General features: G+C 65.3%; 17 protein-coding genes. 9 read left to right on the forward strand and 8 right to left on the reverse strand.

The annotated features are described in order from the left end of the window. Position 1: 1 nt before the first annotated feature. Together ASH04_RS19470 and ASH04_RS19475 are read right to left on the reverse strand one after the other, a co-directional pair. Positions 2-1,603 (reverse strand): phospho-sugar mutase, encoded by a 1,602-nt coding sequence (locus tag ASH04_RS19470; RefSeq protein ID WP_057474271.1) that lies wholly within the window; start codon positions 1,601-1,603, stop codon positions 2-4. Then, on the reverse strand, positions 1,600-2,427 hold the full coding sequence (locus tag ASH04_RS19475) for a purine-nucleoside phosphorylase (RefSeq protein WP_048319886.1): 828 nt from the start codon (positions 2,425-2,427) through the stop codon (positions 1,600-1,602). Before ASH04_RS19475 ends, ASH04_RS19470 begins: the two co-directional genes overlap by 4 nt. Before the next feature lie 85 nt (positions 2,428-2,512). Here ASH04_RS19475 and ASH04_RS19480 point away from each other — a divergent pair, with 85 nt between their 5' ends. The 3 genes from ASH04_RS19480 to ASH04_RS19490 all read left to right on the forward strand — a co-directional run bounded on the left by ASH04_RS19480 (position 2,513) and on the right by ASH04_RS19490 (position 5,658). Beyond that, positions 2,513-3,217, forward strand: coding sequence for an enoyl-CoA hydratase-related protein (locus ASH04_RS19480; protein WP_057474272.1), 705 nt, complete (start codon positions 2,513-2,515; stop codon positions 3,215-3,217). A gap of 105 nt (positions 3,218-3,322) precedes the next feature. Continuing rightward, a complete protein-coding gene (locus tag ASH04_RS19485) occupies positions 3,323-4,498 on the forward strand; it encodes a M20 family metallopeptidase (RefSeq protein ID WP_057474308.1) in 1,176 nt (391 codons plus the stop codon). Continuing rightward, positions 4,495-5,658 carry a M20 family metallopeptidase gene (locus ASH04_RS19490; protein ID WP_057474273.1) on the forward strand — a complete coding sequence of 388 codons (1,164 nt, stop codon included), beginning with the start codon at positions 4,495-4,497 and terminating at the stop codon, positions 5,656-5,658. Before ASH04_RS19485 ends, ASH04_RS19490 begins: the two co-directional genes overlap by 4 nt. A gap of 37 nt (positions 5,659-5,695) precedes the next feature. Here ASH04_RS19490 and ASH04_RS19495 read toward each other — a convergent pair whose 3' ends face one another. Then, positions 5,696-6,160 (reverse strand): gamma-glutamylcyclotransferase, encoded by a 465-nt coding sequence (locus ASH04_RS19495; RefSeq protein WP_027496440.1) that lies wholly within the window; start codon positions 6,158-6,160, stop codon positions 5,696-5,698. A gap of 181 nt (positions 6,161-6,341) precedes the next feature. On the opposite strand from ASH04_RS19495, the gene ASH04_RS19500 reads away from it, so the two are divergent. The 3 genes from ASH04_RS19500 to ASH04_RS19510 all read left to right on the forward strand — a co-directional run bounded on the left by ASH04_RS19500 (position 6,342) and on the right by ASH04_RS19510 (position 10,948). Next, the gene (locus tag ASH04_RS19500; protein ID WP_027496441.1) at positions 6,342-7,745 is read left to right on the forward strand and encodes an NAD(P)H-quinone dehydrogenase; all 1,404 of its coding nucleotides are present in this window, start codon (positions 6,342-6,344) and stop codon (positions 7,743-7,745) included. A gap of 140 nt (positions 7,746-7,885) precedes the next feature. After that, entirely contained in the window at positions 7,886-9,118 is a 1,233-nt protein-coding gene (locus ASH04_RS19505; RefSeq protein ID WP_057474274.1) for an aminotransferase-like domain-containing protein, read from the forward strand. A gap of 99 nt (positions 9,119-9,217) precedes the next feature. Then, a complete protein-coding gene (locus ASH04_RS19510) occupies positions 9,218-10,948 on the forward strand; it encodes a glycerol-3-phosphate dehydrogenase/oxidase (RefSeq protein ID WP_027496443.1) in 1,731 nt (576 codons plus the stop codon). A gap of 163 nt (positions 10,949-11,111) precedes the next feature. On the opposite strand, the gene ASH04_RS19515 is transcribed toward ASH04_RS19510, so the two are convergent. Then, positions 11,112-11,885 (reverse strand): DNA-formamidopyrimidine glycosylase family protein, encoded by a 774-nt coding sequence (locus ASH04_RS19515; protein WP_027496444.1) that lies wholly within the window; start codon positions 11,883-11,885, stop codon positions 11,112-11,114. Between the two features lie 51 nt (positions 11,886-11,936). Continuing rightward, positions 11,937-16,478, reverse strand: a complete 4,542-nt coding sequence (locus ASH04_RS19520; RefSeq protein ID WP_057474275.1) for an ATP-dependent helicase — start codon at positions 16,476-16,478, stop codon at positions 11,937-11,939. A gap of 95 nt (positions 16,479-16,573) precedes the next feature. Between ASH04_RS19520 and ASH04_RS19525 the strand changes: the two genes are divergently transcribed. Then, entirely contained in the window at positions 16,574-16,825 is a 252-nt protein-coding gene (locus ASH04_RS19525) for a hypothetical protein (RefSeq protein ID WP_027496446.1), read from the forward strand. A 101-nt stretch (positions 16,826-16,926) separates the two neighbouring features. Continuing rightward, entirely contained in the window at positions 16,927-17,454 is a 528-nt protein-coding gene (locus tag ASH04_RS19530; protein ID WP_057474276.1) for a J-domain-containing protein, read from the forward strand. Here ASH04_RS19530 and ASH04_RS19535 read toward each other — a convergent pair. Then, complete coding sequence (locus ASH04_RS19535; RefSeq protein ID WP_057474277.1) at positions 17,438-19,003, reverse strand: NAD-dependent epimerase/dehydratase family protein; 1,566 nt, start codon at positions 19,001-19,003, stop codon at positions 17,438-17,440. The two genes, ASH04_RS19530 and ASH04_RS19535, sit on opposite strands and share 17 nt — an antisense overlap. Further along, a complete protein-coding gene (locus ASH04_RS19540; RefSeq protein ID WP_027496449.1) occupies positions 19,000-20,229 on the reverse strand; it encodes an aminotransferase class I/II-fold pyridoxal phosphate-dependent enzyme in 1,230 nt (409 codons plus the stop codon). The genes ASH04_RS19535 and ASH04_RS19540 overlap by 4 nt, the downstream gene beginning before the upstream one ends. A gap of 377 nt (positions 20,230-20,606) precedes the next feature. Here ASH04_RS19540 and ASH04_RS19545 point away from each other — a divergent pair, with 377 nt between their 5' ends. Then, positions 20,607-21,725: an acyl-CoA dehydrogenase family protein gene (locus tag ASH04_RS19545; RefSeq protein ID WP_057474278.1), complete on the forward strand. Its 1,119-nt coding sequence runs from the start codon at positions 20,607-20,609 to the stop codon at positions 21,723-21,725. Between the two features lie 3 nt (positions 21,726-21,728). On the opposite strand, the gene ASH04_RS19550 is transcribed toward ASH04_RS19545, so the two are convergent. Further along, positions 21,729-22,334 carry a hypothetical protein gene (locus ASH04_RS19550; RefSeq protein ID WP_032383951.1) on the reverse strand — a complete coding sequence of 202 codons (606 nt, stop codon included), beginning with the start codon at positions 22,332-22,334 and terminating at the stop codon, positions 21,729-21,731. Positions 22,335-22,383: the final 49 nt, after the last annotated feature.

The raw sequence follows: 22,383 nt of genomic DNA on the forward strand, positions 1-22,383 counted from the left end.
GTTACAGCTCTTTTGCGAACGCGGAGAGCTGGGCCAGGAGTTCGTACGCCGTCGCTCTCGCCCTCGCCAGATCCTGCCGGTCCGAGACGGGCTCGACGACCTCGAGGTACGCCTTGAGCTTGGGTTCGGTCCCGGACGGTCGCACGATGACCCGGAGTCCGGATCCCGCGATTTCGACTGCGTCGGTGCGCAACTCGTCGTCCCGGTCGGCGTAGTCCATGACAGTCACCGTGCGTCCGGCCAGCTCGGTCGGCGGCGTGCTGCGCAGTCGGCGCATCATGTCCCCGATGTCGGTGAGATCCTGCACTCGGCGCGACACCTGCGCGCCGCTGTGGACTCCGAATTCGACGGCGAGGTCGTCGAGTACGTCGAGTAGCGTGCGTCCGTCCTGCTTCAGCGCCGCCGCGAGGTCCGCCAGTACGACGGCGGCAGAAATCCCGTCCTTGTCTCGCACCACATTCGGATCTACGCAGTGACCGATCGCTTCTTCGTAGGCGTACACGAGGCCGTCTCCGGCGCGCACGAGCCATTTGAAACCGGTCAGTGTGCGGGCATAGCGCGCGCCGCGGGCCGGTGCCAGTGCCGAGAGCAGCTGCGAGGACACGATGGTGTTGGCCACCAGTGAGCCGGGCGGTGCGTCACGCAGCAGGTAGTCGGCCAGCAGAGCGCCGGTTTCGTCCCCGGTCAGCATCCGCCAACCGTGAGCGTCTCGGACTCCGACTGCGCAGCGATCGGCATCGGGGTCGAGTGCCACGGCGAGGTCGGCGTCGGTCTCGGCCGCCAGCGCGAGAACCGCGTCCGCAGCACCCGGCTCTTCCGGGTTGGGGAAGGTCACCGTCGGGAAGGACGGATCGGGCTCGAACTGCTCCTCGACCACCCGGATGTCGCGGAACCCAGCGCCGCGCAGTGCCGCCACGGCGAGTTCTCCGCCGACGCCGTGCAGTGCAGTCAGGGCGATACGAACATCGCGTGATCTCGAACGGGGCAGTCTCACAACCGAATCGAGGTAGCGCGACGCGATGTCCGAGCCGCTGGGCTCGACGGCTGTGCGAGGCACGTCGACTGCATCTGCGCTGGCCTCGATGAGCGCCTCGATCTGGGCATCGCTCGGCGGAACCAACTGCGACCCGCCCCGCAGATACACCTTGTACCCGTTGTCGGCGGCCGGGTTGTGCGAGGCGGTGATCTGCACCCCCAGCTCGGCATCGAGCGCCCGTACGGCGAAGGCGACAACGGGCGTGGGGAGTGGTCGAGGGAGAAGGACCACCGAAAATCCCTGCGCAGCCAACGTTTCCGCCGCTGCGAAGGCGAACTGTTCCGAACCGGTGCGCGCGTCACGGCCCACCACGACCGTGGATCCGCCGAGGCCCTGCCCGAGCAACCACGCTGCGATACCGGCGGTTGCTCGCACGACCACGGCGACGTTCATGCCGTTCGGGCCGGCGCGCACCGGCCCTCGGAGACCGGCGGTGCCGAAGGTCAACGGACCGCTGAATCGGTCCGCTAGTTCGGAATCGGAGAGGCCGTCGAGTTCGTCGCGGCTCGCCGGATCGGGATCTCCCGCGATCCAGCGTTGCACGCGTTCGGTGAGATCCTCGATCACAGCCGGGTGACCAACTCGTGCAGCAGAGCGCCCATCCGAGCTGCCGAATCCTTGCCCGCAGCGAGCACTTCGGAATGATCGAGGTGTTCTCCGGTCATGCCGGCAGCGAGGTTGGTGACCAACGAAATTCCCAGCACGCGAGCACCCTTTGCACGGGCGGCGATCGTCTCGTGCACCGTCGACATGCCCACCAGATCTGCACCGAACGTGCGCAGCATCTTGATTTCGGCAGGCGTCTCGTAGTGAGGGCCCGGCAGTCCCGCGTAGACGCCGTCCTCGAGAGACGGATCGATCTCGGCCGCGAGAGCGCGGAGTTCGGGTGAGTAGGCACCGACGAGATCGACGAATTCGGCGCCGACGAGCGGCGAACGGGCGGTCAGGTTGAGGTGATCGGAAATCAGAACGGGTTGGCCGACGCTCATGCCTTCACGGATGCCGCCGGCGGCGTTGGTGAGGACGACGGTCGTCGCGCCTGCCGCGATCGCGGTGCGCACCGGGTGCACGACGCGTCGGAGGTCGTGGCCCTCGTAGGCGTGCGTACGGCCCTGAAGTAACAGAGTGTGGGTTCCGCCCACGTCCACCGAGGTGATCGTGCCGGAGTGGCCCGACGCGGACGGCGGCGCGAAGCCGGGGAGATCGGCCATGCGCACGGTCGCGGTGGGGGAGCCGAAGACATCTGCGGCCGCCTGCCAGCCGGAGCCGAGGACGATGGCGACGGTATGGGTGTCGATGCCGGTCGCTGCAGCGAGAGCATCGGCGGCGGTGCGCGCCGCCGCGTCGGGATCGGTCACGGGATCGGTTGCTCGTGCGTCGGAAGTTGCCACGATGAACAACAGTATGAGATCGCTGCGATGGATGTGGAACCGAGACGGTGCGACCGGGAAGTTACCGCCGAGTAGTATCCGCTGCATGCCTTATCTCGAACGCGACGGTGATGTCCACATCTTGTTCCTCGGTGCCCAGGAGGGCGCGGGCAATCCAGAGAACAGGTTCCACCCCGACTGGATAGATGCCGTCCATGCACTGCTCGACGAGGTCGAGGCATCGACCGGTCCGGCCGCGCTGGTCACCACCTCGGCAGGCAAGTTCTACAGCAACGGACTCGATACCGATTGGCTGTTCGCGAACCTGGACCGGATCACCTGGTACCTCGACCGCGTGCACACGCTCTACACGCGGCTGCTGGAGTTCCCGATGCCCACGGTCGCAGCCGTGCAGGGCCATGCGTTCGGTGCCGGCGCGATGTTCGCAACATCGCAGGATTTCCGCATCCAGCGCGCAGACCGAGGCTTCTACTGCCTGCCGGAGGTCAACCTCAACATGCCGTTCACCGTCGGCATGTCTGCCCTGATCAACTCCAGGCTGCCCAAGCAGACCGCCGTCGAGGCGATGCTGACCGGCCGTCGTTACGGCGGGGCCGATGCGGTGGCCGCAGGAATCGTCGAGGCCACCGCGTCCGAGGAATCGGTGGTTTCCGACGCCGTTGCCAAGGCGGCGGCGCTGACCAGCACCCGGGGAGCGAACCTGGCCGGCATCAAGAGTCGGATGCACGTGGACCTGCTCGCTGCGCTGACGACGCCGACGGACGACAGCAACTTCAGCTTCGGCAACTAGCCTCGTCCGGCACTGTTCGGGCTCGGAGTCGGCACAGCCGTTCCGACACGCCGCCTCGCTAGTGACACACTGTCTCTCGTGATCGACGAACCGAACAGTGCCGCCGTGGGCGAGGAGATCGGCCGCGCGCTCGCTCACGCAACCGACGAAGTGGTTGCGCTGTCGCATTCGATTCACGCAGAACCGGAACTGGCGTTCGAGGAATACCGCAGCGTTGCGAAGGTCCTCGACACGCTTCGCGCCCACCATTTCGAGATCGAATCCGGGGTCGCCGGCATCGACACCGCATTCACCGCGTCGGTGGGTAGCGGCGAGCTCGTGATCGGAATCTGCGCGGAGTACGACGCGTTGCCCGAGATCGGTCATGCCTGCGGCCACAACATCATCGCCGCGTCCGCGGTGGGTGCCGCCCTGGCGCTCGCGCCGGTGGCCGATGCGCTCGGCATCACGGTCCGAGTGCTAGGCACCCCTGCCGAGGAAACCGGCGGTGGCAAGGTCCTGATGCTCGAGCGCGGCGTCTTCGACGACATCGGTGCCGCACTGATGGTGCATCCGGGCCCGTTCGACATCGTGGGCGCGACGTCGCTGGCATTGGCCGACGTTGCCGTCAAATTCACCGGCCGTGCGGCCCATGCCTCGGCCGCCCCCGAGTGGGGAATCAACGCGGGCGATGCCGTCACCGTCGCACAGGTGGCGCTCGGGCTCATTCGGCAGCACCTCTCGCCCGGCCAGCAACTGCACGGCATCGTCAGCGACGGCGGCGTCGCGCCGAACATCGTGCCCGGACATGCCGAATTGCTCTACTATCTTCGCGCGAACAGCACCGAGTCACTCGAGGCGCTGACGAAGAAGACGTTCGCCTGTTTCGAGGCGGGTGCCATTGCCACCGGATGCACACACGAAATCCGCACGGTGTCGCCGACGTACGCGGCCCTGACCCCGGATTCGTGGCTGGTGGCGGCATTTCGTCAGGAAATCGAATCATTGGGACGGTCGCCCTTGGCACCGGATTTGGAAGGATTTCGCCCGTTGGGCAGCACTGACATGGGAAACGTGACGAATGTTCTACCCGGAATCCACCCCGTCGTCGGCCTCGATGCCGGAGGGGCGGTGACGCATCAACCGGAGTTCGCCGCCGCGTGTGTCACCGAGTCCGCCGATCGTGCACTGCTCGACGGTGCTCTCGCCCTCGCCGGAACGGCCGCTCGTGCCGCAGCCGATCCACAGACCCGGGCGCGTCTGCTCGACGGTGTGAACGCTCGATCGGCGGTGCAGCGATGAGTTCACGTGAAGCCGCGATCGATCGGTGGATCCAGGCTCACACAGAAGATCTGTCCCTGTGGCGTCGGCACATTCACGCCCATCCGGAACTGGCCCGTCGTGAATTCGCTACGACGGCGTTCGTCATGGAGCAGCTGTCGGCGGCAGGCCTGTCACCCAAACCTCTGCCCGGCGGTACGGGCTTGATCTGCGATATCGGTCCCGACGGCCCACGCGTCGCGCTGCGTGCGGACATGGACGCGTTGCCGCTGCAGGAGATCACCGGTGCGCCGTACACGTCGACGGTTCCCGGCGTATCCCACGCGTGCGGGCACGATGCGCACACCACGGTGCTGCTGGCGACCGGACTCGCGCTGGCGTCGCTGCCGGACCTGCAACATGGCGTTCGGCTGATCTTCCAACCTGCCGAGGAGGTCATGCCGGGCGGTGCACTCGACGCCGTTGCCGCGGGAGCGCTCGACGGGGTGTCGAAGATTTTCGCGTTGCACTGCGATCCGCGGCTCGAGGTGGGGCAGGTGGGAGTGCGTGTCGGGGCCATCACCTCCGCCGCCGACACCGTCGAATTGCGTCTGGACTCGCCGGGCGGGCACACGTCGAGGCCGCATCTGACGACCGATCTGGTCTACGCGTTGGGGACCGTCATCACCGGGCTGCCGGGCATGTTGAGCAGACGAATCGATCCGCGAACCAGCACGGTCATGGTCTGGGGCGCGGTCGTGGCGGGGCAGGCCCCCAACGCCATTCCGCAGACCGGCATGCTCACCGGAACAGTACGGACCGGCGACCACGAAACGTGGGCACTGCTCGAGCCGCTCGTTTCCGAGATCGTCACCGGTCTGCTGGCACCGACCGGGGTGCGCTTCGAGCTGCACTACCGTCGCGGCGTACCGCCTGTGGTGAACGACCCGGCGTCCACGGCCACCTTCGAGAAGGCCATCGGCCGAGTCGGTCCGACAGCATTGGCCGACACGGCGCAGTCCGGTGGCGGCGAGGACTTCTCGTGGTACCTGGAGAACGTGCCGGGAGCGATGGCCCGACTGGGCGTGTGGTCGGGGACCGGTCCGCAACTCGACATCCATCAGCCGACATTCGACCTCGACGAGCGAGCCTTGGCCGTGGGTGTGAAAGTGATGACCGGAATCGCATTGGACCCGAACTAGCGGTCGGGCGGTTGTCGTCGCCGCTGACCGCGAACTTCTACGACGTGGTGCCCGGTCCTACGTTGCGGCTGTTCCTGGTGCGTAGGTCGCGCACGTATTCGGCTGGGGCACCGGCAATTTCGGCGGCCTCGGCCATGACCCCGAGGTAGCGTGCCGACGGTAGGCCACCCTCGTAGGCGTCGAGAACGTAGAGCCACGCCAGGACCGGCTCGCCTCCGGTCTCGATGCGCAGCCGAATCTTGCGGTGGATGCCGAGCTCCGAGCCCTCCCACCGATCCAGGCTCTCCTCGTCCTCGTCGGAGACGTCGTAGAGCACCACGAAGACCTGTGAGTCCGGGTCCTCGACGATCGTGGCGAGCGCGCCCTCCCAGCCGATGTCGCCACCGCCGAAGGTCAAGCGCCACCCGTGCAGCCACCCGGTTCCCGACAGCGGTGAGTGGGGGCAACGCTGCAACATCTGCTCCGGATGCATGTTCGATCCGTAGGCGGCATAAATTGGCACGTCGGCCAGCCTAAACCGTATCGCCGCCCGTTGACGCCCCGTGGTGGTGTTTCGGTGCGTCGTCGCAGGTACGCCGAGCGACGGGTGGAGTGAAGCTAGCCTTACCGACGCGCGGAACCGGACACTGCAATACCGTTGACGTGACACAGTACAAAGATTTCAGCACGCGAGAAGAGGATCAATGACCCGGATTGTGATCATCGGTGGTGGTCCGGCAGGGTACGAAGCAGCATTGGTGGCGGCGCAGCACGGCGGACAGGTGACGCTCGTCGATTCCGACGGCATCGGTGGCGCCTGCGTTCTGTGGGACTGCGTGCCGTCGAAGACGTTCATCGCCTCGACCGGCATTCGCACCGAGATGCGTCGCGCGAGCGACCTCGGAATCTCACTCGACCCATCACAGGCAGCGGTCGCGCTGCCCCAGATTCATTCGCGAGTGAAGAGCCTCGCGCAGGCGCAGTCCACCGACATCGCGCACCGGGTCACCTCGGTGGGCGTCGAAATACTGGCCGGTCGCGCCGAGATGATCGACACGCACGTCGGATTGGCCTCGCACCAGATCAAGGCGGTGTTGGCCGACGGCGAGGAGCGAATTCTCGACGCCGATGTCGTCCTCGTCGCCACCGGAGCGCGCCCCCGCGTCGTCAAGGGTGCCGAGCCGGACGGCGAACGCATTCTCAACTGGCGGCAGTTGTACGACCTCGAAGCACTGCCAGAACACCTTGTCGTCGTGGGATCCGGTGTGACCGGTGCCGAGTTCGTCTCGGCCTACACCGAGATGGGCGTCAAGGTCACCGCGGTATCGAGCCGCGATCGCGTCCTCCCGCACGAGGACGAGGACGCTGCCCTTGTGCTCGAAGACGCGTTCAACGAACGTGGCGTCACCCTCGTCAAGCATGCCCGCGCAGACTCGGTCGTCCGCACCGACGACGGTATCGTCGTCACGCTGTCCGACGGGCGCACCGTCGAGGGCAGCCACGCGCTGATGACCGTCGGATCGGTCCCGAACACGTCGGGACTCGGTTTGGAGAAGGTCGGGATCGAGCTCGACAAGGGTGGATACCTGCGTGTCGACCGCGTGTCTCGTACCGCGGTCGCGGGCATCTACGCGGCGGGTGACTGCACGGGTCTGCTGCCGTTGGCGTCGGTGGCCGCGATGCAGGGACGCATCGCGATGTACCACGCCCTGGGCCAGGCCGTCAGTCCCATCAAGCTCAAGACCGTGGCGTCGGCGGTGTTCACGCGGCCCGAGATCGCATCGGTCGGCGTCGCACAGTCCGCGATCGATGCAGGCGACGTACCGGCACGCACGGTGATGTTGCCGTTGACGACCAACCCGCGAGCGAAGATGAGTGGTCTCAAGCGTGGTTTCGTCAAAATATTCTGTCGCCCCGCCACCGGTGTGGTCATCGGTGGTGTGGTGGTTGCTCCGAGCGCATCGGAGTTGATTCTTCCGATCGCGATGGCCGTGCAGAACAATCTGTCGGTGAACGACCTGGCCAACACGTTCTCGGTCTATCCGTCGCTGTCGGGTTCGGTCATCGAGGCCGCGCGCCAGCTGATGGCGCACGACGATCTGGACTGATCTCGCAATGTGAGAAACGCGTTTCATATTTCGGACGCACATGACATAGTCGAGAGAGCGGACACACCCGTCCGCTCTCTCTTCGACTCTGCGGATCCGCGGGCCGTTCTTCCCGTCCCTGCTGCCCTGGAGTCTCTTTCATGTCTTCGATTCATCCGTTTGCCGGCTTGGCCCGACGCACCGCAACACTCGACAGCTCGGCCATCCGCGACCTTCTGGCCCTGACCGCTCGCGACGAGATCATCAGCCTGGCCGGCGGTTTACCGGCCACAGATCTCATACCGGTCGACCGCATCGCTGCCGCAGCGGACGCAGTGCTGCGACACTCCGACGCAGTGCAGTACTGCGAGACCTCCGGCCACCGAGCCCTGCGCCGCGTCATTGCAGCCAGGGAAACTCTCGCACGCGAAGGGGGTACCGTTCCGGTGGAATCCGTCGTCGTGACGCACGGATCGCAGCAGGCCTTGACACTGCTCGCGCAGGCGCTGATCGACCCGGGTGCCGTCGTGGTGGTCGACGAACCGGCGTATACCGGAGCGCTGCAGGTGTTTTCGATTGCCGAGGCGAAGATCGAATCCATCCCCATCACCGATGGCGGGATGGATGTCGACGAGCTCGAAGCGCGGCTGCTCGCCGGCCTGCGGCCCGCGGTGGTCCATACGGTCGCCAACTTTCACAACCCCCGCGGCGTGACGATGACCGAGGCTCGCCGTCGCCGACTCGCGGCCCTGGCCGACCGGTACGGATTCTGGATCATCGAGGACGATCCGTACGGCGAGATCTGGTTCGACACAATTGAATCCGGACCGTCCCCGTTGCCGATCGCGTGTCACAGCGATCGTGTCGTCAGGTTGTCGAGCGCGTCGAAGATCCTGGCGCCGACTCTGCGCGTGGGATGGTTCGTTGCCCCGCCCCGAGTGTGCGCGGCGGTGGAACTGCTCAAACAGGGTGCCGATCTGTGCGGTTCCTCGCTGACACAGCTGATGGCAGCGGACATGCTGGGCGACACCGGGTGGCTGGCGGACCACCTGACCGATCTTCGGCGTGAGTACGGTTGTCGCGCAGACGCATTGATGAGCGCTCTGTCCGGGGAATTCGGTTCGGCGCTGGACGTCTCGCGACCCACAGGTGGAATGTTCGCATGGGCGACCTTTCGCGACGGGACCGATACCACCGAGCTGCTCGCTGCGGCGCTCGCGCACGGCGTCGCGTTCGTGCCGGGTAGCGCGTTCGTGCGCGCTGCAACGTCCACGTCGGCCGAGTACTTCCGCCACTCGCTGAGGTTGAGCTTCGCCGGCTCCACACCGGAGGTGCTGAACGAGGCAGTGCGGCGGCTGAGCGCGGCACATGCGTCGATGACACGGCGAAGCTGAACCGCGACCAGCCTGCGCTGGTTCTGCGCTCGGCCGACCTGGGGCGGTAGCCTGACGTGGGAGACATCGCGAGGAATTTTCGAGGACAGGGAGCGTCCAGTGAGCAACCGATCGAACACGAAGTTCCTCGGACCCACCCAACGGGTGGAGGCGTGGGACCAGCTCGGACGCGAACAATTCGACGTCGTGGTCGTCGGCGGTGGCGTCGTGGGTTCGGGTGCCGCGCTCGACGCCGCAACACGAGGCCTGAAGGTGGCGCTCGTGGAGGCGCGTGACTACGCGTCGGGCACGTCCTCTCGCTCGTCCAAGATGTTCCACGGTGGCCTTCGCTACCTCGAACAACTCGAGTTCGGACTCGTCCGTGAGGCGCTGCACGAACGTGAACTCTCGCTCTCCACACTCGCGCCGCATCTGGTCAAACCGCTGAAATTCCTGTTCCCCCTCACCCATCGGGGGTGGGAGCGCCCGTACATCGCGGCGGGTATCTTTCTGTACGACCGGATGGGCGGTGCCAAATCGGTTCCGCAACAGAAGCATCTGACCCGTTCGGGTGCCCTGCGGATGTCGCCCGGCCTCAAACGGAAATCGCTGATCGGCGGAATTCGGTACTACGACACCGTCGTCGACGACGCGCGGCACACGATGACCGTCGCCAGAACGGCAGCCCACTACGGCGCGGTGGTGCGTACATCCACTCAGGTCGTGGGGTTCCTCCGTGAAGCCGACCGTGTTTCCGGTGTGCGAGTGCGAGATTCGGAGACCGGGGCCACCACCGAGGTGCGTGCGCACGTGGTGATCAACGCCACGGGCGTGTGGACCGACGAAATACAGTCGCTGTCGAACATGCGTGGTCGCTTCCGAGTACGGGCCTCGAAGGGTGTGCACATCGTGGTGCCGCGCGATCGCATCGTCAGCGAAGCCGCGATCATTCTGCGCACCGAGAAGTCCGTGCTGTTCATCATTCCGTGGGGCGCGCACTGGATCATCGGGACCACCGATACCGACTGGAACCTCGATCTCGCGCACCCCGCCGCGACCAAAGCCGATATCGACTACATCCTCGGCGAAGTCAACGGGGTGCTCGTCACGCCGCTCACGCACGACGACATCGACGGCGTCTACGCGGGATTGCGGCCGCTACTGGCGGGTGAAAGCGACGAGACGTCCAAGCTGTCCCGTGAGCACGCGGTGGCGCGGGTGGCACCGGGACTCATTGCCATCGCAGGTGGCAAGTACACGACCTACCGGGTGATGGCCGAGGACGCAGTGGATCTCGCGGCCGAGGACATCCCGGCGCGGGTGGCGTCGTCGATCACCGAGAAGGTGCCGCTCGTCGGCGCGGACGGTTACTTCGCCCTGGTCAATCAGGCCCCGCACCTGGGTGAAGTACACGGGCTGCATCCGCACCGAGTGACTCATCTGCTGGACCGATACGGCTCGCTGATCGACGAGGTGCTGGCCATGGCGGACGGCAAACCCGAACTGCTGCAACCGTTGACCGACGCGCCCGCTTATCTGCAGGTCGAGGTGGTCTATGCCGCTGCGGCCGAGGGCGCACTGCACCTCGAGGACGTGCTGTCGCGGCGCACCCGGATTTCCATCGAGTACTCGCATCGTGGGATGAACTGCGCGGGTCAGGTCGCCGCACTCATCGCCCCGATCCTGGGGTGGGACGAGGCCACGGTCGACCGTGAGGTCGACACGTACCGGGCTCGGGTCGAGGCCGAGATCGCGTCGCAGCGTCAGCCGGACGACGAATCTGCCGACGCCCTGCGCGTCGTCGCCCCCGAAGCGCGTCAGGAAATTCTCGAACCCGTCCGGACCCTCTGAGTCACGGAACCCGAACCAGCGTCCGCGGTGCGCGAGCAGCCGTCGCGCCGGAGACAGCCATGACCAGCAGGGTGAGTATCGCAAGTGTCAACATACGATCCATGGTGATCGGCGAAGCTGTGAGCAGGCTTGGTCTCACCTGACGAAGCTCTGTGAAGGCCGGTCATCTCTGGCAGTGCGGGCAGTAGTAGATCTGCCGTTCTTCGAGTGGGTTGTCGCCGATCAGTCCGAACTCGATGGTGGTACCGCACCGCCTGCACGGCTTGTTCTCACGGCCGTACACCCAGAAATGACGGCCCGCGCGACGATCCCCGGTGGTGACGCGCTGATTTCGATTCTTGTTGGCGGTGATGGTGCGGAAGGACAGGTCGATCATCTTCTTCAGGTCTCCGGAGTCCTCGACCGGCGTGCGGGGATCGACTCCGCGAAGGAAGCAGATCTCGTTGCGGTAGACATTGCCGAGTCCGGCTATGTTGCGCTGATCGAGCAGGGCCAGGCCGATCGGTCGGCCGGGGTCCGACTCCAGATTGGTCAGGGCGACACCTGGGTCCCAGTCGGGTCCGAGTAGATCCGGTCCGAGATAGCCGACAGCGTCGTCCTCGTTCTCGAGGATCTCCAGCACGCCCAGCTCGAATCCGATGGCCTGCGCCTTCTCGGTGTTCAGAATGATCCGAGCTTGGAAGGCCGGACGACGCCAGCGAGCCCCCAGTGCATAGACGTGCCAGGTGCCTTCCATCTTCAGGTGCGAGTGGATCGAGTAGCCGCCCACTCTGATCAGCAGGTGTTTGCCCCTCGACGCGACGGACTCGACCGTTTCGCCGGTGAAGTCGACTGTGGCGTAACGGGGTACACGAATGTCGCAGGCAGTGAGCTGCTGGCCCTCGAGCGCTGCCCGCAGAGTGTTGGCGGCGCGCCAGACGGTATCGCCCTCGGGCATCTACGTCCTCTCTCGTTCTTCGGTTCTCTTCTTCGTCAGTGGTGCGGTGCCTCAGCGCCGCAGGCGTAGTCCGCGGGGTGTCGCCGAGAAACCGGCCGCGGTCAACGTCTTGGAGAAGTCCGTGCCGTGGATATCGTGACCGTTGATCCGTTCGACCAGTAACTTGTCCACCCCGCCGCGCTTGACCGTGGTCGCCAATGCCGTTGCTGCAGAGGCGATGTCCTCGGTGTTGTCGCCGAAGGTCAGCACCGACTTCCCGCCACGTTCGACGAACATCGTCAACTCACCGCGAACGAGGACTACCAGTGCACCGGCCTTGCGACCCGGCCGGTGCTTCGTCGTGTCGTCGGTGTCTTCGCCGCCGGCCTTCGGCCAGGGCAGTGCTCCGCCGTAGGGGTTGGCCGGATCGCAGGACGCGAGCACCACGGCGGTGGCGTTCTTCTTCGGTTCGTCGTAACTACGCAACCGGTCGACGACGTCGGAGGTGGAGAACTGAGCGCCGCCGAGCGAATCGACGAAGTATCCGCGTCGGCAGCGACCGGAATCCTCGAACCCCGTCAGCACCTTGTACATCGTGGCGAACCCGCCGGGGACACCTTCGTTCATGACCGAACCACGCGTCACCACGCCGTAGCGTTCGAGGAGTACGTCTGCGGTCGCGTGAGCGCGGACGGTGAGGTCCGGTTCGAGTTCGGGCAACCGTGACCACCGACCGCCGGCCGTCGGTGGGCCGGTGCGGGTGGGCAGGGACGGCCGCTCGAATTGACGGTAGGAACGCAGGCGCGGGGTTCGACGCGGTGATCGATGACTCGGGGCGGAGCGGGTGGCCGTCGAGTTCAACAGAGCCCGCAGTGGCGCGAACGTGTCGTTGCTGAGCCGTCCGGCCCACACCAGCTCCCAGAGTGCAGCCTGCAGAGCAGTGTCGTCGGTGCTGCCGACGGTATCGGAGAGCTGGCGGAAGAAGTACGCACCACCGCCCGCGACTGCGTCCTGGATGCGAATCTGCAGCTCGGACAGGTCGGATTCGGCGGCGGGCACCAGAGTCAGCGGGGCGGTGTCGGCCATGTGCAGGCTCACCCAGCCGTCTTTCGACGAAATCGCACCGTGTCCCGCCCACAACACCTCACCGGTGGAGGTCAACTCGTCGAGCATGGCGGGGCTGTAGTCGCTCACCCGGGAGGCGAGCACGAGAGATTCCCACGCCGACGCCGGAACGGGCACGCCCGCAAGCTGTTCGATGACCGTTGCGACACCGTCGATGCCGCTCAACCGGCGACTGTCCACGTGCTGCCACGCCGGCAGGAAGCGGCCGAGCGTGGCGGTGGACACGGGTTCGACTTCCTGCCGTGCCGCCGCCAAAGATCGCCGCCGCAATCGCCGAAGAACCTCGGCGTCGCACCATTCACTGCCCGTTGCACCGGGACGGAATTCGCCCTCGACGACGCGTTTGTCCACGGCCAGTCGGCGCAGGACGTCACGCACCACGGCGGTACCGACGCCGAACCGCGCGGCTGCGTCGTCGAGGGTGAACGGACCGTGGGTTCGGGCGTACCGGCTGATCAGGTCGACGAGTGGGTCGTCGACGGGCTCGATGAACGCGGCGGGAGTGCCGATCGGTAGCGGAACACCGAGTGCATCGCGCAAGCGAGCCGCGTCCTCGATGGCCGTCCACCAGTTCTGGCCGGCGAACGAAACTTCCATTGCCCGCTTTGCATCGGCCAACTCGGCGAGCCACTGCGGGAATTCGTCGCCGTTGGTGCGCAGTCCGACTTCCGTGGCGGTCAGCGGACCGAGCAGCCGCAGCAGATCCGCAACGCCTTCGATGTCCTTGGCGTGTCTGTCCTCGGGCAGTCGCTGCAACTCGAGCTCGGTGGTGCTGATGACGCTGTCGTCCAACAACTCTCGCAGCTCGACGCGTCCGAGCAACTCGGCCAGCAGCGCCGAATCGAGAGACAGTGCGGCGGCCCGCCGTTCGGCGAGCGGGCTGTCGCCCTCGTACATGAAGGCGCCGACGTAGTTGAACAGCAACGAATTCGCGAACGGTGACGGTGACGGCGTCTCGACGTCGACGATCCTGATCTGGCGTCGGCCGATGCGGGCCAGGATATCTTCGAGGGCGGGGAGGTCGTAGACGTCCTGCAGGCACTCGCGCACGGTTTCGAGCAGGATCGGGAACGTGGGGTATTTACGAGCGACGTCGAGCAGCTGTGCCGAACGCTGCCGTTGTTGCCACAGTGGTGCCCGCTTGCCGGGGTTGCGTCGGGGCAGAAGCAGTGCACGAGCGGCACATTCGCGAAATCTCGACGCGAACAATGCCGATCCACCGACCTGCTCGGTGACGATGTCGGCGATCTCGTCGCGCTCGAACACGAACAGTTCCGCGCCGGGCGGCTGGTCGTCGGTATCGGGTAGCCGGACGATGATGCCGTCGTCGGATGCGGTGGGGGCGGCGTCGATGCCGTATCGCTCGATCAGCCTTGCGCCGACCGCGAGGGCCCACGGCGCGTGTACCTGCTGACCGTAGGTGGAGTGCAGCACCAAACGCCAGTCGCCGAGTTCGTCGCGAAAGCGCTCGACGATCATCGTCTTGTCGGTGGGCAGTTGGCCGGTGGCCTCCAACTGTTCGTCGAGCAAAGCGATCAGGTTGTTGACTGCGTTGGCGTCGAGACCGTCCGCGCTCAGCCGCTCGGCCAGGTTGCTGCGGTCGGTGGTGCTCCGCAGAAACTCGCCCAGGGCCCGGCCCAATTCGGCCGGTCGACCGAGGCCGTCGCCGTGCCAGAACGGCAGCCTGCCCGGTTGGCCGTATGCGGGACTGACCAACACCCGGTCGTGCGTGATCTCTTCGATGCGCCAGCTGGTGGCACCGAGTGCGAACACGTCGCCCACTCGCGATTCGTAGACCATCTCCTCGTCGAGTTCGCCTACCCGAGACTGCTTTTCGCCCACCATGTAGACGGTGAACAGGCCGCGGTCGGGGATGGTACCGCCGGACGTGACGGCCAGCCGCTGCGACCCGGGACGGCCGGTGAGAGTGTTGGCGTCGCGGTCCCACACGAGCCGTGGCCGTAGTTCGGCGAACTCGTCCGACGGGTAACGGCCCGAGAGCAGGTCGAGTGTCGACTCGTAGGCAGATCTGGGCAGAGTGGCGAAACTGCCGGTGCGACGGACTGATTCGAACCAGTCCTCGGCGTCGATGGGTTCGAGTGCGCACGCCGCGACGGTTTGCTGGGCGAGGACGTCGAGGGGATTGGCCGGGACGAAGAGGGCCTCGATCTTGCCCGACGTCATGCGTTCGACGGTGACCGCGCAATGGATGAGATCGGTGCGGTGCTTGGGGAACAGCACGCCCTTGGAGATCTCGCCCACCTGGTGGCCGGCGCGACCGACGCGCTGCAGGCCACTGGCCACCGACGGCGGTGCCTCGACCTGGACCACCAGATCGACTGCGCCCATGTCGATTCCGAGCTCCAGACTGCTGGTGGCCACAACGCAGCGCAGACGACCGGTCTTCAGATCGTCTTCGATCAGCGCGCGCTGATCCTTGCTGACACTGCCGTGGTGGGCCCGTGCCAGCAGAGGATCGGCGCCGTGGTTGACGTCGGATGCGGTGCCCACCTGAGATGGTGGTTTGTGCTCGGTATCGACTCCGCCGCCGATACGTTCGGCGTACACCTCGTTGAGCCGCGCGGTCAGTCGTTCCGCGAGCCGGCGCGAGTTGGCGAAGACGATGCACGATTTGTGCTCGAGGATGAGATCGACCATCTTCTCCTCGACGTGCGGCCAGATCGATCCCTGAGCCGGGGGAGCGGCGGAGGTGTCCGCATTCGGGTCGGTGACGCCGAGTTCGGTCATGTCCTCCACTGGCACCTGAACCGTCAGGTCGAAAGTCTTCGGAGCGGGTGGGGCGACGATCTCGATGGGAGCGGCACCGGCGAGGAATCGGCCCACTTCCTCGTGGGGGCGCACCGTCGCGGACAGGCCGATGCGTTGCGCGGGCTTGTCCAGCATCGCGTCGAGTCGCTCGAGGGACACCGCGAGGTGCGCGCCACGCTTCGTGCCTGCGACGGCGTGCACCTCGTCGACGATCACCGTATCGACCTCGGCCAGGATGTCCCGCGCCGCAGAGGTGAGCATGAGGAACAGAGACTCGGGAGTGGTGATCAGAATGTCCGGCGGAGTCTTGATCATGGTCCGGCGATCGGCAGCGCTGGTGTCGCCCGAGCGGACTCCGACGGAGATCTCCGGCGGGTTCAGACCGAGACGCTTGGCCGTCTGGGTGATGCCGACCAACGGAGCACGCAGGTTGCGCTCGACGTCCACTGCCAAAGCCTTGAGCGGCGATATGTAGAGCACCTTGGTCTTGCGGGTGCTGTCCGCACCCAGTTGGGCCAGCTCGTCGAGGGCCCACAGGAACGCCGACAGCGTTTTGCCCGAGCCGGTCGGCGCGACCACCAGGGTGTGCGATCCGCTGGAAATGGACGACCACGCACCGAGTTGCGCCGACGTGGGGGCCGGAAATGCGCCGTTGAACCACTCGCGAGTCGGCCGCGACAGCTTCTCCATGATGTCGGTGCCGATACTGTGCGTGGCCATCCCACCATCATGCCCCGAGACACCGACAGGTAACCCCGGAGCGTGAAGCTCGTGCGCTGCGGTGTCGTTTCGCCCGATTCGGGTACCCGGTGGCCATGACCGACGACCAAGAGATCATGCAGAAGATTTCCGCGAAACTCGACGCACTGCTCGGCAGCAAGACGAACGGCCTGCAGAACGAGGTGCCGCCGGGTGCAAGCATCCAATCGGACGAGGACGACGCCGAGCACGGTCCACTCGGCCGGGATTACCACTTGGCGAGCAAGTACGCCCAGGCGCTGGCCATCAACGAGCCTCAGGTGATCGACCGTGACGAGTTCGACCGCTTGGTCGCCGAATACGGCTGAGCCGACGCATTCGAGTGAGCCCCGACCCCTGCATGGGATCGGGGCTCACTCGTCTCGGGCGCACCTGGCGAACACCCGGGGCCGGTTCTACAGTCGATGGAGTGACCGAACGCAAGAAGCCAGGAGTCACGTTCGAGTCCTGGGTCGACAAACAGATCCGCGAGGCGCAGGACGCCGGTGCATTCGAAGGACTCGACGGCACCGGTAAACCCATCCCGATGGGCGATCCCGACGACGAACTGTGGTGGGTTCGCGGCTATCTGAGGCGAGAGAACCTGCCGGTCGATGCGCTCTTGCCCACGGCGTTGGCGTTGCGCAAAGAGATCGAGCGGCTGCCCTCGACGTTGATCGGTCTCCGGCGCGAGGAGTCCGTACGAGACGTGTTGGACGAGCTCAACGCTCGCATCGTCGATTGGATTCGCTTTCCTACCCCGCCGATCGTGCCGCTCGGCCCCGTGGATGTCGAGACATGGGTGTCCCGGTGGCGTACCAATCGAGCCGAGGTCGACCGACTGGAAAGACAGCACGACGCGGAGTCGGCTGTGACGTCGGGTCGGCCCTCGGCGGCGAACCACGACGGTGCATCGTGGTTCGCGCGCATTCGCAGCAGGTTCAGCTGGTGGCGCTGAGTCCGATCGTCCTGGCGCAGTAGGCCAGAGCGTCCGCCGCAGTGGACACGAACGGAAGCGCAGCTGTGCCGTCCACGCGCACTCGAGAAGGCAACAGCCCGTCGGGGCACTTCGGTTCCTCGAGTGTCGTCCACCCGGTTGCGCGCCGACGCACGCCGCCGACCAGGGTGTCGGTCGGGTGCCGGACTCCGCTGCGGAGCGCCACCGGGGCGGTGTCGAGGTGCGTGCGAGCGAAGCGCAGTGCGGCGTCGACAGCGTCGACGGTCTGGGTGGCCGATGATCGGCCGCGCAGCCCGGTGCTCAGGCCGTGGCCGGGGAGATCCAATACCACTACGTCGACGCCTGCCCGTGCGATCTCTTCGGCCAGGGGTGTCAGGTAGCGGGCATGCAGACCGGTATCGGCAACCAGCACCACCGACTGGTCGGTGGCTGTCGCCGATCGGTGTACTTCGATGTGCACTCGACCGCCGGCGATATCGAGCTGCCGGTGCACGATATCGAGGCCGGCGACGTCAGCGCGGGCGAGCGCGACCGCGTCGGAGGCCGGCCGCAACGCTGCCTCGCAGGCGAGGTCGCGTTCGAGGGCGTCCTGACTCCTCAGCAGCGACTTGCCCTGCAGCAGAATCATCACGGCGGCAGCCTCATGGGAGGTGAGGGTGGGTGCCCAACCGGTGGCAGCACCGAGCGCGGTCGAATCGACGATGGGCTCTCCGGGCGTGACCCACTGCCCGGAGAACGGCGTGAGGCCGAGGGCGAAGGCGATGTTCGCGATACGCGTCGCCGCTTTCTGTGGAACGTCGAACATCAACTGGCCCTGCATCGCAGCGAGTTCGCGCACGCCGACCCAGTCCACCGGACCCAGGTTGTACGGACCGACGAGGTCGGTCTTGGCCGCGCGGTGGAAGGCGTCGGCCATGTCGTCCTGGAACAAGAATTGGTACGAGGCCCGATCCGCTTCCGGGAACGCGCCGATCGGCCCGGTGAACTGGTCGATCCCGTCGTTGGCGAAGTCGGGCCCGACGATGTACGTGCACCGCAACATGGAGATGGTCATCTCACCGGGGTGCCTACGCAGCCACCACTCCGCGTAATGTTCCACCTCGGCTTTGTCGTAGAAGTAATAGCGATTGGGATCGCCTGCTGGATAACTGTTCTCGGTGAGCGGCTCCGGAGCGATGTCGGCACCGTACGCATTGATGCTCGAAGCGATCACCACGCGTGACACCCCCGCTCGGTATGCGGAATCGATGACGTTGCGTGACCCGCGCAGGTTGATGTCGTGGGTCTCCGTCTTGTCTTTGAGCTCCTCGACCACGAACGCCAAGTGCAGCACGACGTCGCACTCGGCGAACGTCTCCTCGAGGTCGGGAGAGCGAATGTCCGAGCGGATCGCGGTGAACTTCGGGTGCGTGATTCGGGCTGGGCGACGGGCTATCCCGACGACCGCGTCCACCTCGGGATCCTCGAACAGCCTCGGGAGAATCGCGGCCGCGAAGTCACTGGTGGCTCCGGTGACCGCGATACGCACGCCGCGGTGGCGCTCACTCATGAGGGCAGCTCCGCTACGGCCTCGATGATCTGTTCCGTGGCGGTCGACAGGTGTTCTTCGGTGTGCGTTGCCATCACGCACAGGCGAAGTATGGCACCGGATTTCGGCACGGCGGGATGCAACGCGGCGCTGGTGAAGATGCCGCGGTCGTAGAGGTTCTTCCACAGACTCATGGCCACGAGGTCGTCGCCGATGTGGAGTGAGACGATGGGGGCGGCCGTATCGCCGTGGGGTGTGGACGAGCGGCCTGCCACGTCGAGGCCGGCCGATTGCAGTCCGCCGCGCAGGATCTCGGCGTTGTCGAGTACGCGCCGAGCCCGATCCTTGCCCTCGTCGCTTCGGATCAGGCGGACGGAAGCCAATGCGGCACCCACCGCAGCAGGCACACCGGAGGTCGTGAACAGGAAGGCGCGGGCCTTGACCCGGAGGGTGTCGATCAAGTCGCTCGAGCCGGTCACGAACCCGCCGGTGGAACTGGGGCTCTTCGACAGTGACGCCATCGTGACGTCGACGTCCTTGGTGATGCCGAACAGCTCTGCCGCTCCGGTGAGTTCGGGCCCGTAGACACCGAGGCTGTGGGCTTCGTCGACCATCAGCGCTGCGTGATAGCGGATACACAGCTCGGAGACGACGTCGAGCGGTGCCAGGTCGCCCTCCATGGAGTACAGACCGTCGACGATCACCAGCACGGCTCCGTCGTCGACGACGGGTTGCTGGAGTTTGGCTTCGAGATCGGCCATGTCGTTGTGCTTGAACTTGACCACCGACGCGCCCGAGAGAGTGCTGCCGTCGCGGATCGATGCGTGGGCCGCCGAATCGACGATCACCGTGTCACCGGGGCCGACGATCGCACTGATCGTTCCGAGGTTCGTCTGGTAGCCCGTGGTGAAGACGAGTGCGTCGTCCGTTCCGTGCCACTGGGCGATCTCGTGCTCGAGTTCGAGGTGGAGGTCCAGAGTGCCGTTGAGCAAACGACTTCCGGTGACTGCGCTGCCGAATGTGTCGAGCGCGTGCTGGGCACCCTCTACAACCTTGGGATGATCGGCAATGCCGAGGTAATTGTTGGATCCGAGCATGATTTTGTCCCGGCCCTCGACGCGAACGACCGGGGCAACGGCCGATTCCATCTTGCGGAAGTACGGGACCACATCGGCGTCTCGAACAGCGCGCAGCAAATCCACGCGCTCGTCTCCGCCGAGTCGTTTCATCAATCTGTTGACAACCATCGTGTACCAGAACTCCTCACAGAGTCGATTGTGGATTGTCGCGAATTCATGAGTTCATTCGGAGTGGGCGGCGCGGGCGATTGGTATTCGGCGGAAGAATATTCAGCGTTTCAAAAGATGCTCGTGCGACGGAAATCGGTTGGTAAATGCGCCCCGAAAAATAACTTCGGTTTCTTTCGAGGGGCAAACTTTACGAGACCTTTAGTTTATCGCCGCAGGTGGCGGGGTATTGTCGGGGTCCAGCGCGAATTCACCTGCTTTACCGCTGTCCATGCCGATATTGGACTGATTTGTCCAGGTCGACTGATGGTACAAATTGGACGACGCCGCAATCAATCAGTGACACACAATCGATTAGTGACACAAGGAGATGAACAGTGACTGGATTAATGGTGCGCGAAAGAGAAACGCTCGAGAAGTACATGCCGGGTTTGCTGCAGTATCTGGACACAACCCCACTGGACCGACTGGAGTCCCGCGATTCGGACGCGATCGACAAGTTTCGGGAATTCGGCGGTACCGGCTTGGTGGTCCCGGGCGAACTGGGTGGTCTCGGTGCTCCGGCCATCGACGCGGTTCGGGCGCAAAGGGCCATCGGGTCTCGCTCACCCTCTCTGGGCGCGGGAACCACGATGCACCATCTCTCACTCGCGTCCCTGACCGAATTCGCTCGTGGTGCCACCGACGACGACCGAGCATTGATCAAGGGATTGGTCGACCAGAAGGCGATCGTCGCTTCCGGGTTCTCCGAGGGCGTCACCGGCGGGAGTGTGTTCATTCCGACGATGACCGCCGTGAAGAAGGGCGACAACTACATCGTCAACGGAAGCAAGAAGCCGTGCAGTCTGGCACGTTCGATGGACTTGCTGACCTGCAGCGTCGAGATCGACTCTGGTGACCGCGCCGTCGCGCTGATTCCGGCCGGCCTTCCGGGTATGAGTGTGAAGCCGTTCTGGACCACCGACATTCTGGCCGGCGCGCAGAGCGAGGAAGTGTTGCTCGAAGACGTCGAAGTACCGGCAAGCCTCGTCCTACCCAACAAGGACGACGATCCCGATGGCGTGCACGAGATGACCGGCTACCTCTGGTTCGGGATGCTGATCTCCGCCAACTACATCGGCGCCGCGACCTCTCTGCTCGAGCGGATGATCGAGCAGGACAAGGGTGACTACGAAGGCTACGTTCGAGCGGCGGCCGAACTCGAGGTGTCCATGGCGGCAATCGAGAACGTGGCCCGTGCCTTCGACGAAGGTGAACGCGGACAGGACATCTCGGTGAAGTTGCTGTTCAACCGCATCGCGATTCGTGACGCACTGGTGCGCAGCAGTTCGGCTGCCATCGAATCAGTGGGCGGGATCGGCTTCATCAAGTCACCCGAAATCGCTTACGTCGCAGCAGCATTGCACGCGTTCGCATTTCATCCGCCATCACGGCGGTCCATTTCGGAGACCCTGGCCCGTTTCCACGCAGGTGAAGATTTCGCGTTCGTCAAATAGCGACTAGCGCTGTTCGTCTTCCATCTCGTCGTTCAACTTGTCCTCGCCCCGGTTGCGGAAGAACTTGAATCCGGGGATGCCGATGACGGCGCGCCTGACGTCCTTCGTCACTCCGAGAAGCTCGTGGATCTCGGGGGAGACCGTATCGAGGGTCGCGAGGATGGGGAGTAGAGCTTCCATGTGGTCGAGGAGTCCGGGAAGCTGATCGACCATGGCGATCGCTGCGTCGACCTCGGCGTCGGACAGGTTGTCGACGAAGCGTCGCGCCATCGGCTCGGACTTCTTGGCGATGGGATCGAACATCTCGATCAGCTCCAACGCCGTATGCGAGGCGGCCGATGCCGACGCGACCACGGTGTCCGCGGCACCGGTCGTCCGTTGTACATGAGCAACCACGGCATCGGCCGAATCGATCACATGGTCGATTCGTGTCATCAATGTCTCTATACGGCTCAGCAGTGCTTCGATTCTGCCGGGCAGGGTAAGCGCGAAATCGGCCGTGGTGAACATCCAGCTCACACCGGCCCGCGCCACTGCGGCTCCTCGCCGAAGCACCGTTTCGGTACCGAGAGGGTCGGGGAGGACCACACCTGCCAACACGAGAGCCATAGGAGCGACAATGCCATACCGACGCAACGCCCCGACTGCCGTTAGCCTC

It is taken from the genome of Rhodococcus sp. Leaf233, assembly GCF_001426165.1.
Classification (GTDB): Bacteria; Actinomycetota; Actinomycetes; order Mycobacteriales; family Mycobacteriaceae; genus Rhodococcoides; species Rhodococcoides fascians.

What these genes read in the sequence shown, in the direction of transcription:
- ASH04_RS19480 (WP_057474272.1), top strand. Translation starts at nt 2,513, where the DNA reads ATGCCTTATCTCGAACGCGACGGTGATGTCCACATCTTGTTCCTCGGT.
- ASH04_RS19490 (WP_057474273.1), top strand. Translation starts at nt 4,495, where the DNA reads ATGAGTTCACGTGAAGCCGCGATCGATCGGTGGATCCAGGCTCACACA.
- ASH04_RS19500 (WP_027496441.1), top strand. Translation starts at nt 6,342, where the DNA reads ATGACCCGGATTGTGATCATCGGTGGTGGTCCGGCAGGGTACGAAGCA.
- ASH04_RS19505 (WP_057474274.1), top strand. Translation starts at nt 7,886, where the DNA reads ATGTCTTCGATTCATCCGTTTGCCGGCTTGGCCCGACGCACCGCAACA.
- ASH04_RS19515 (WP_027496444.1), bottom strand. Translation starts at nt 11,885, where the DNA reads ATGCCCGAGGGCGATACCGTCTGGCGCGCCGCCAACACTCTGCGGGCA.
- ASH04_RS19520 (WP_057474275.1), bottom strand. Translation starts at nt 16,478, where the DNA reads ATGGCCACGCACAGTATCGGCACCGACATCATGGAGAAGCTGTCGCGG.
- ASH04_RS19525 (WP_027496446.1), top strand. Translation starts at nt 16,574, where the DNA reads ATGACCGACGACCAAGAGATCATGCAGAAGATTTCCGCGAAACTCGAC.
- ASH04_RS19535 (WP_057474277.1), bottom strand. Translation starts at nt 19,003, where the DNA reads ATGAGTGAGCGCCACCGCGGCGTGCGTATCGCGGTCACCGGAGCCACC.
- ASH04_RS19540 (WP_027496449.1), bottom strand. Translation starts at nt 20,229, where the DNA reads ATGGTTGTCAACAGATTGATGAAACGACTCGGCGGAGACGAGCGCGTG.
- ASH04_RS19550 (WP_032383951.1), bottom strand. Translation starts at nt 22,334, where the DNA reads ATGGCTCTCGTGTTGGCAGGTGTGGTCCTCCCCGACCCTCTCGGTACC.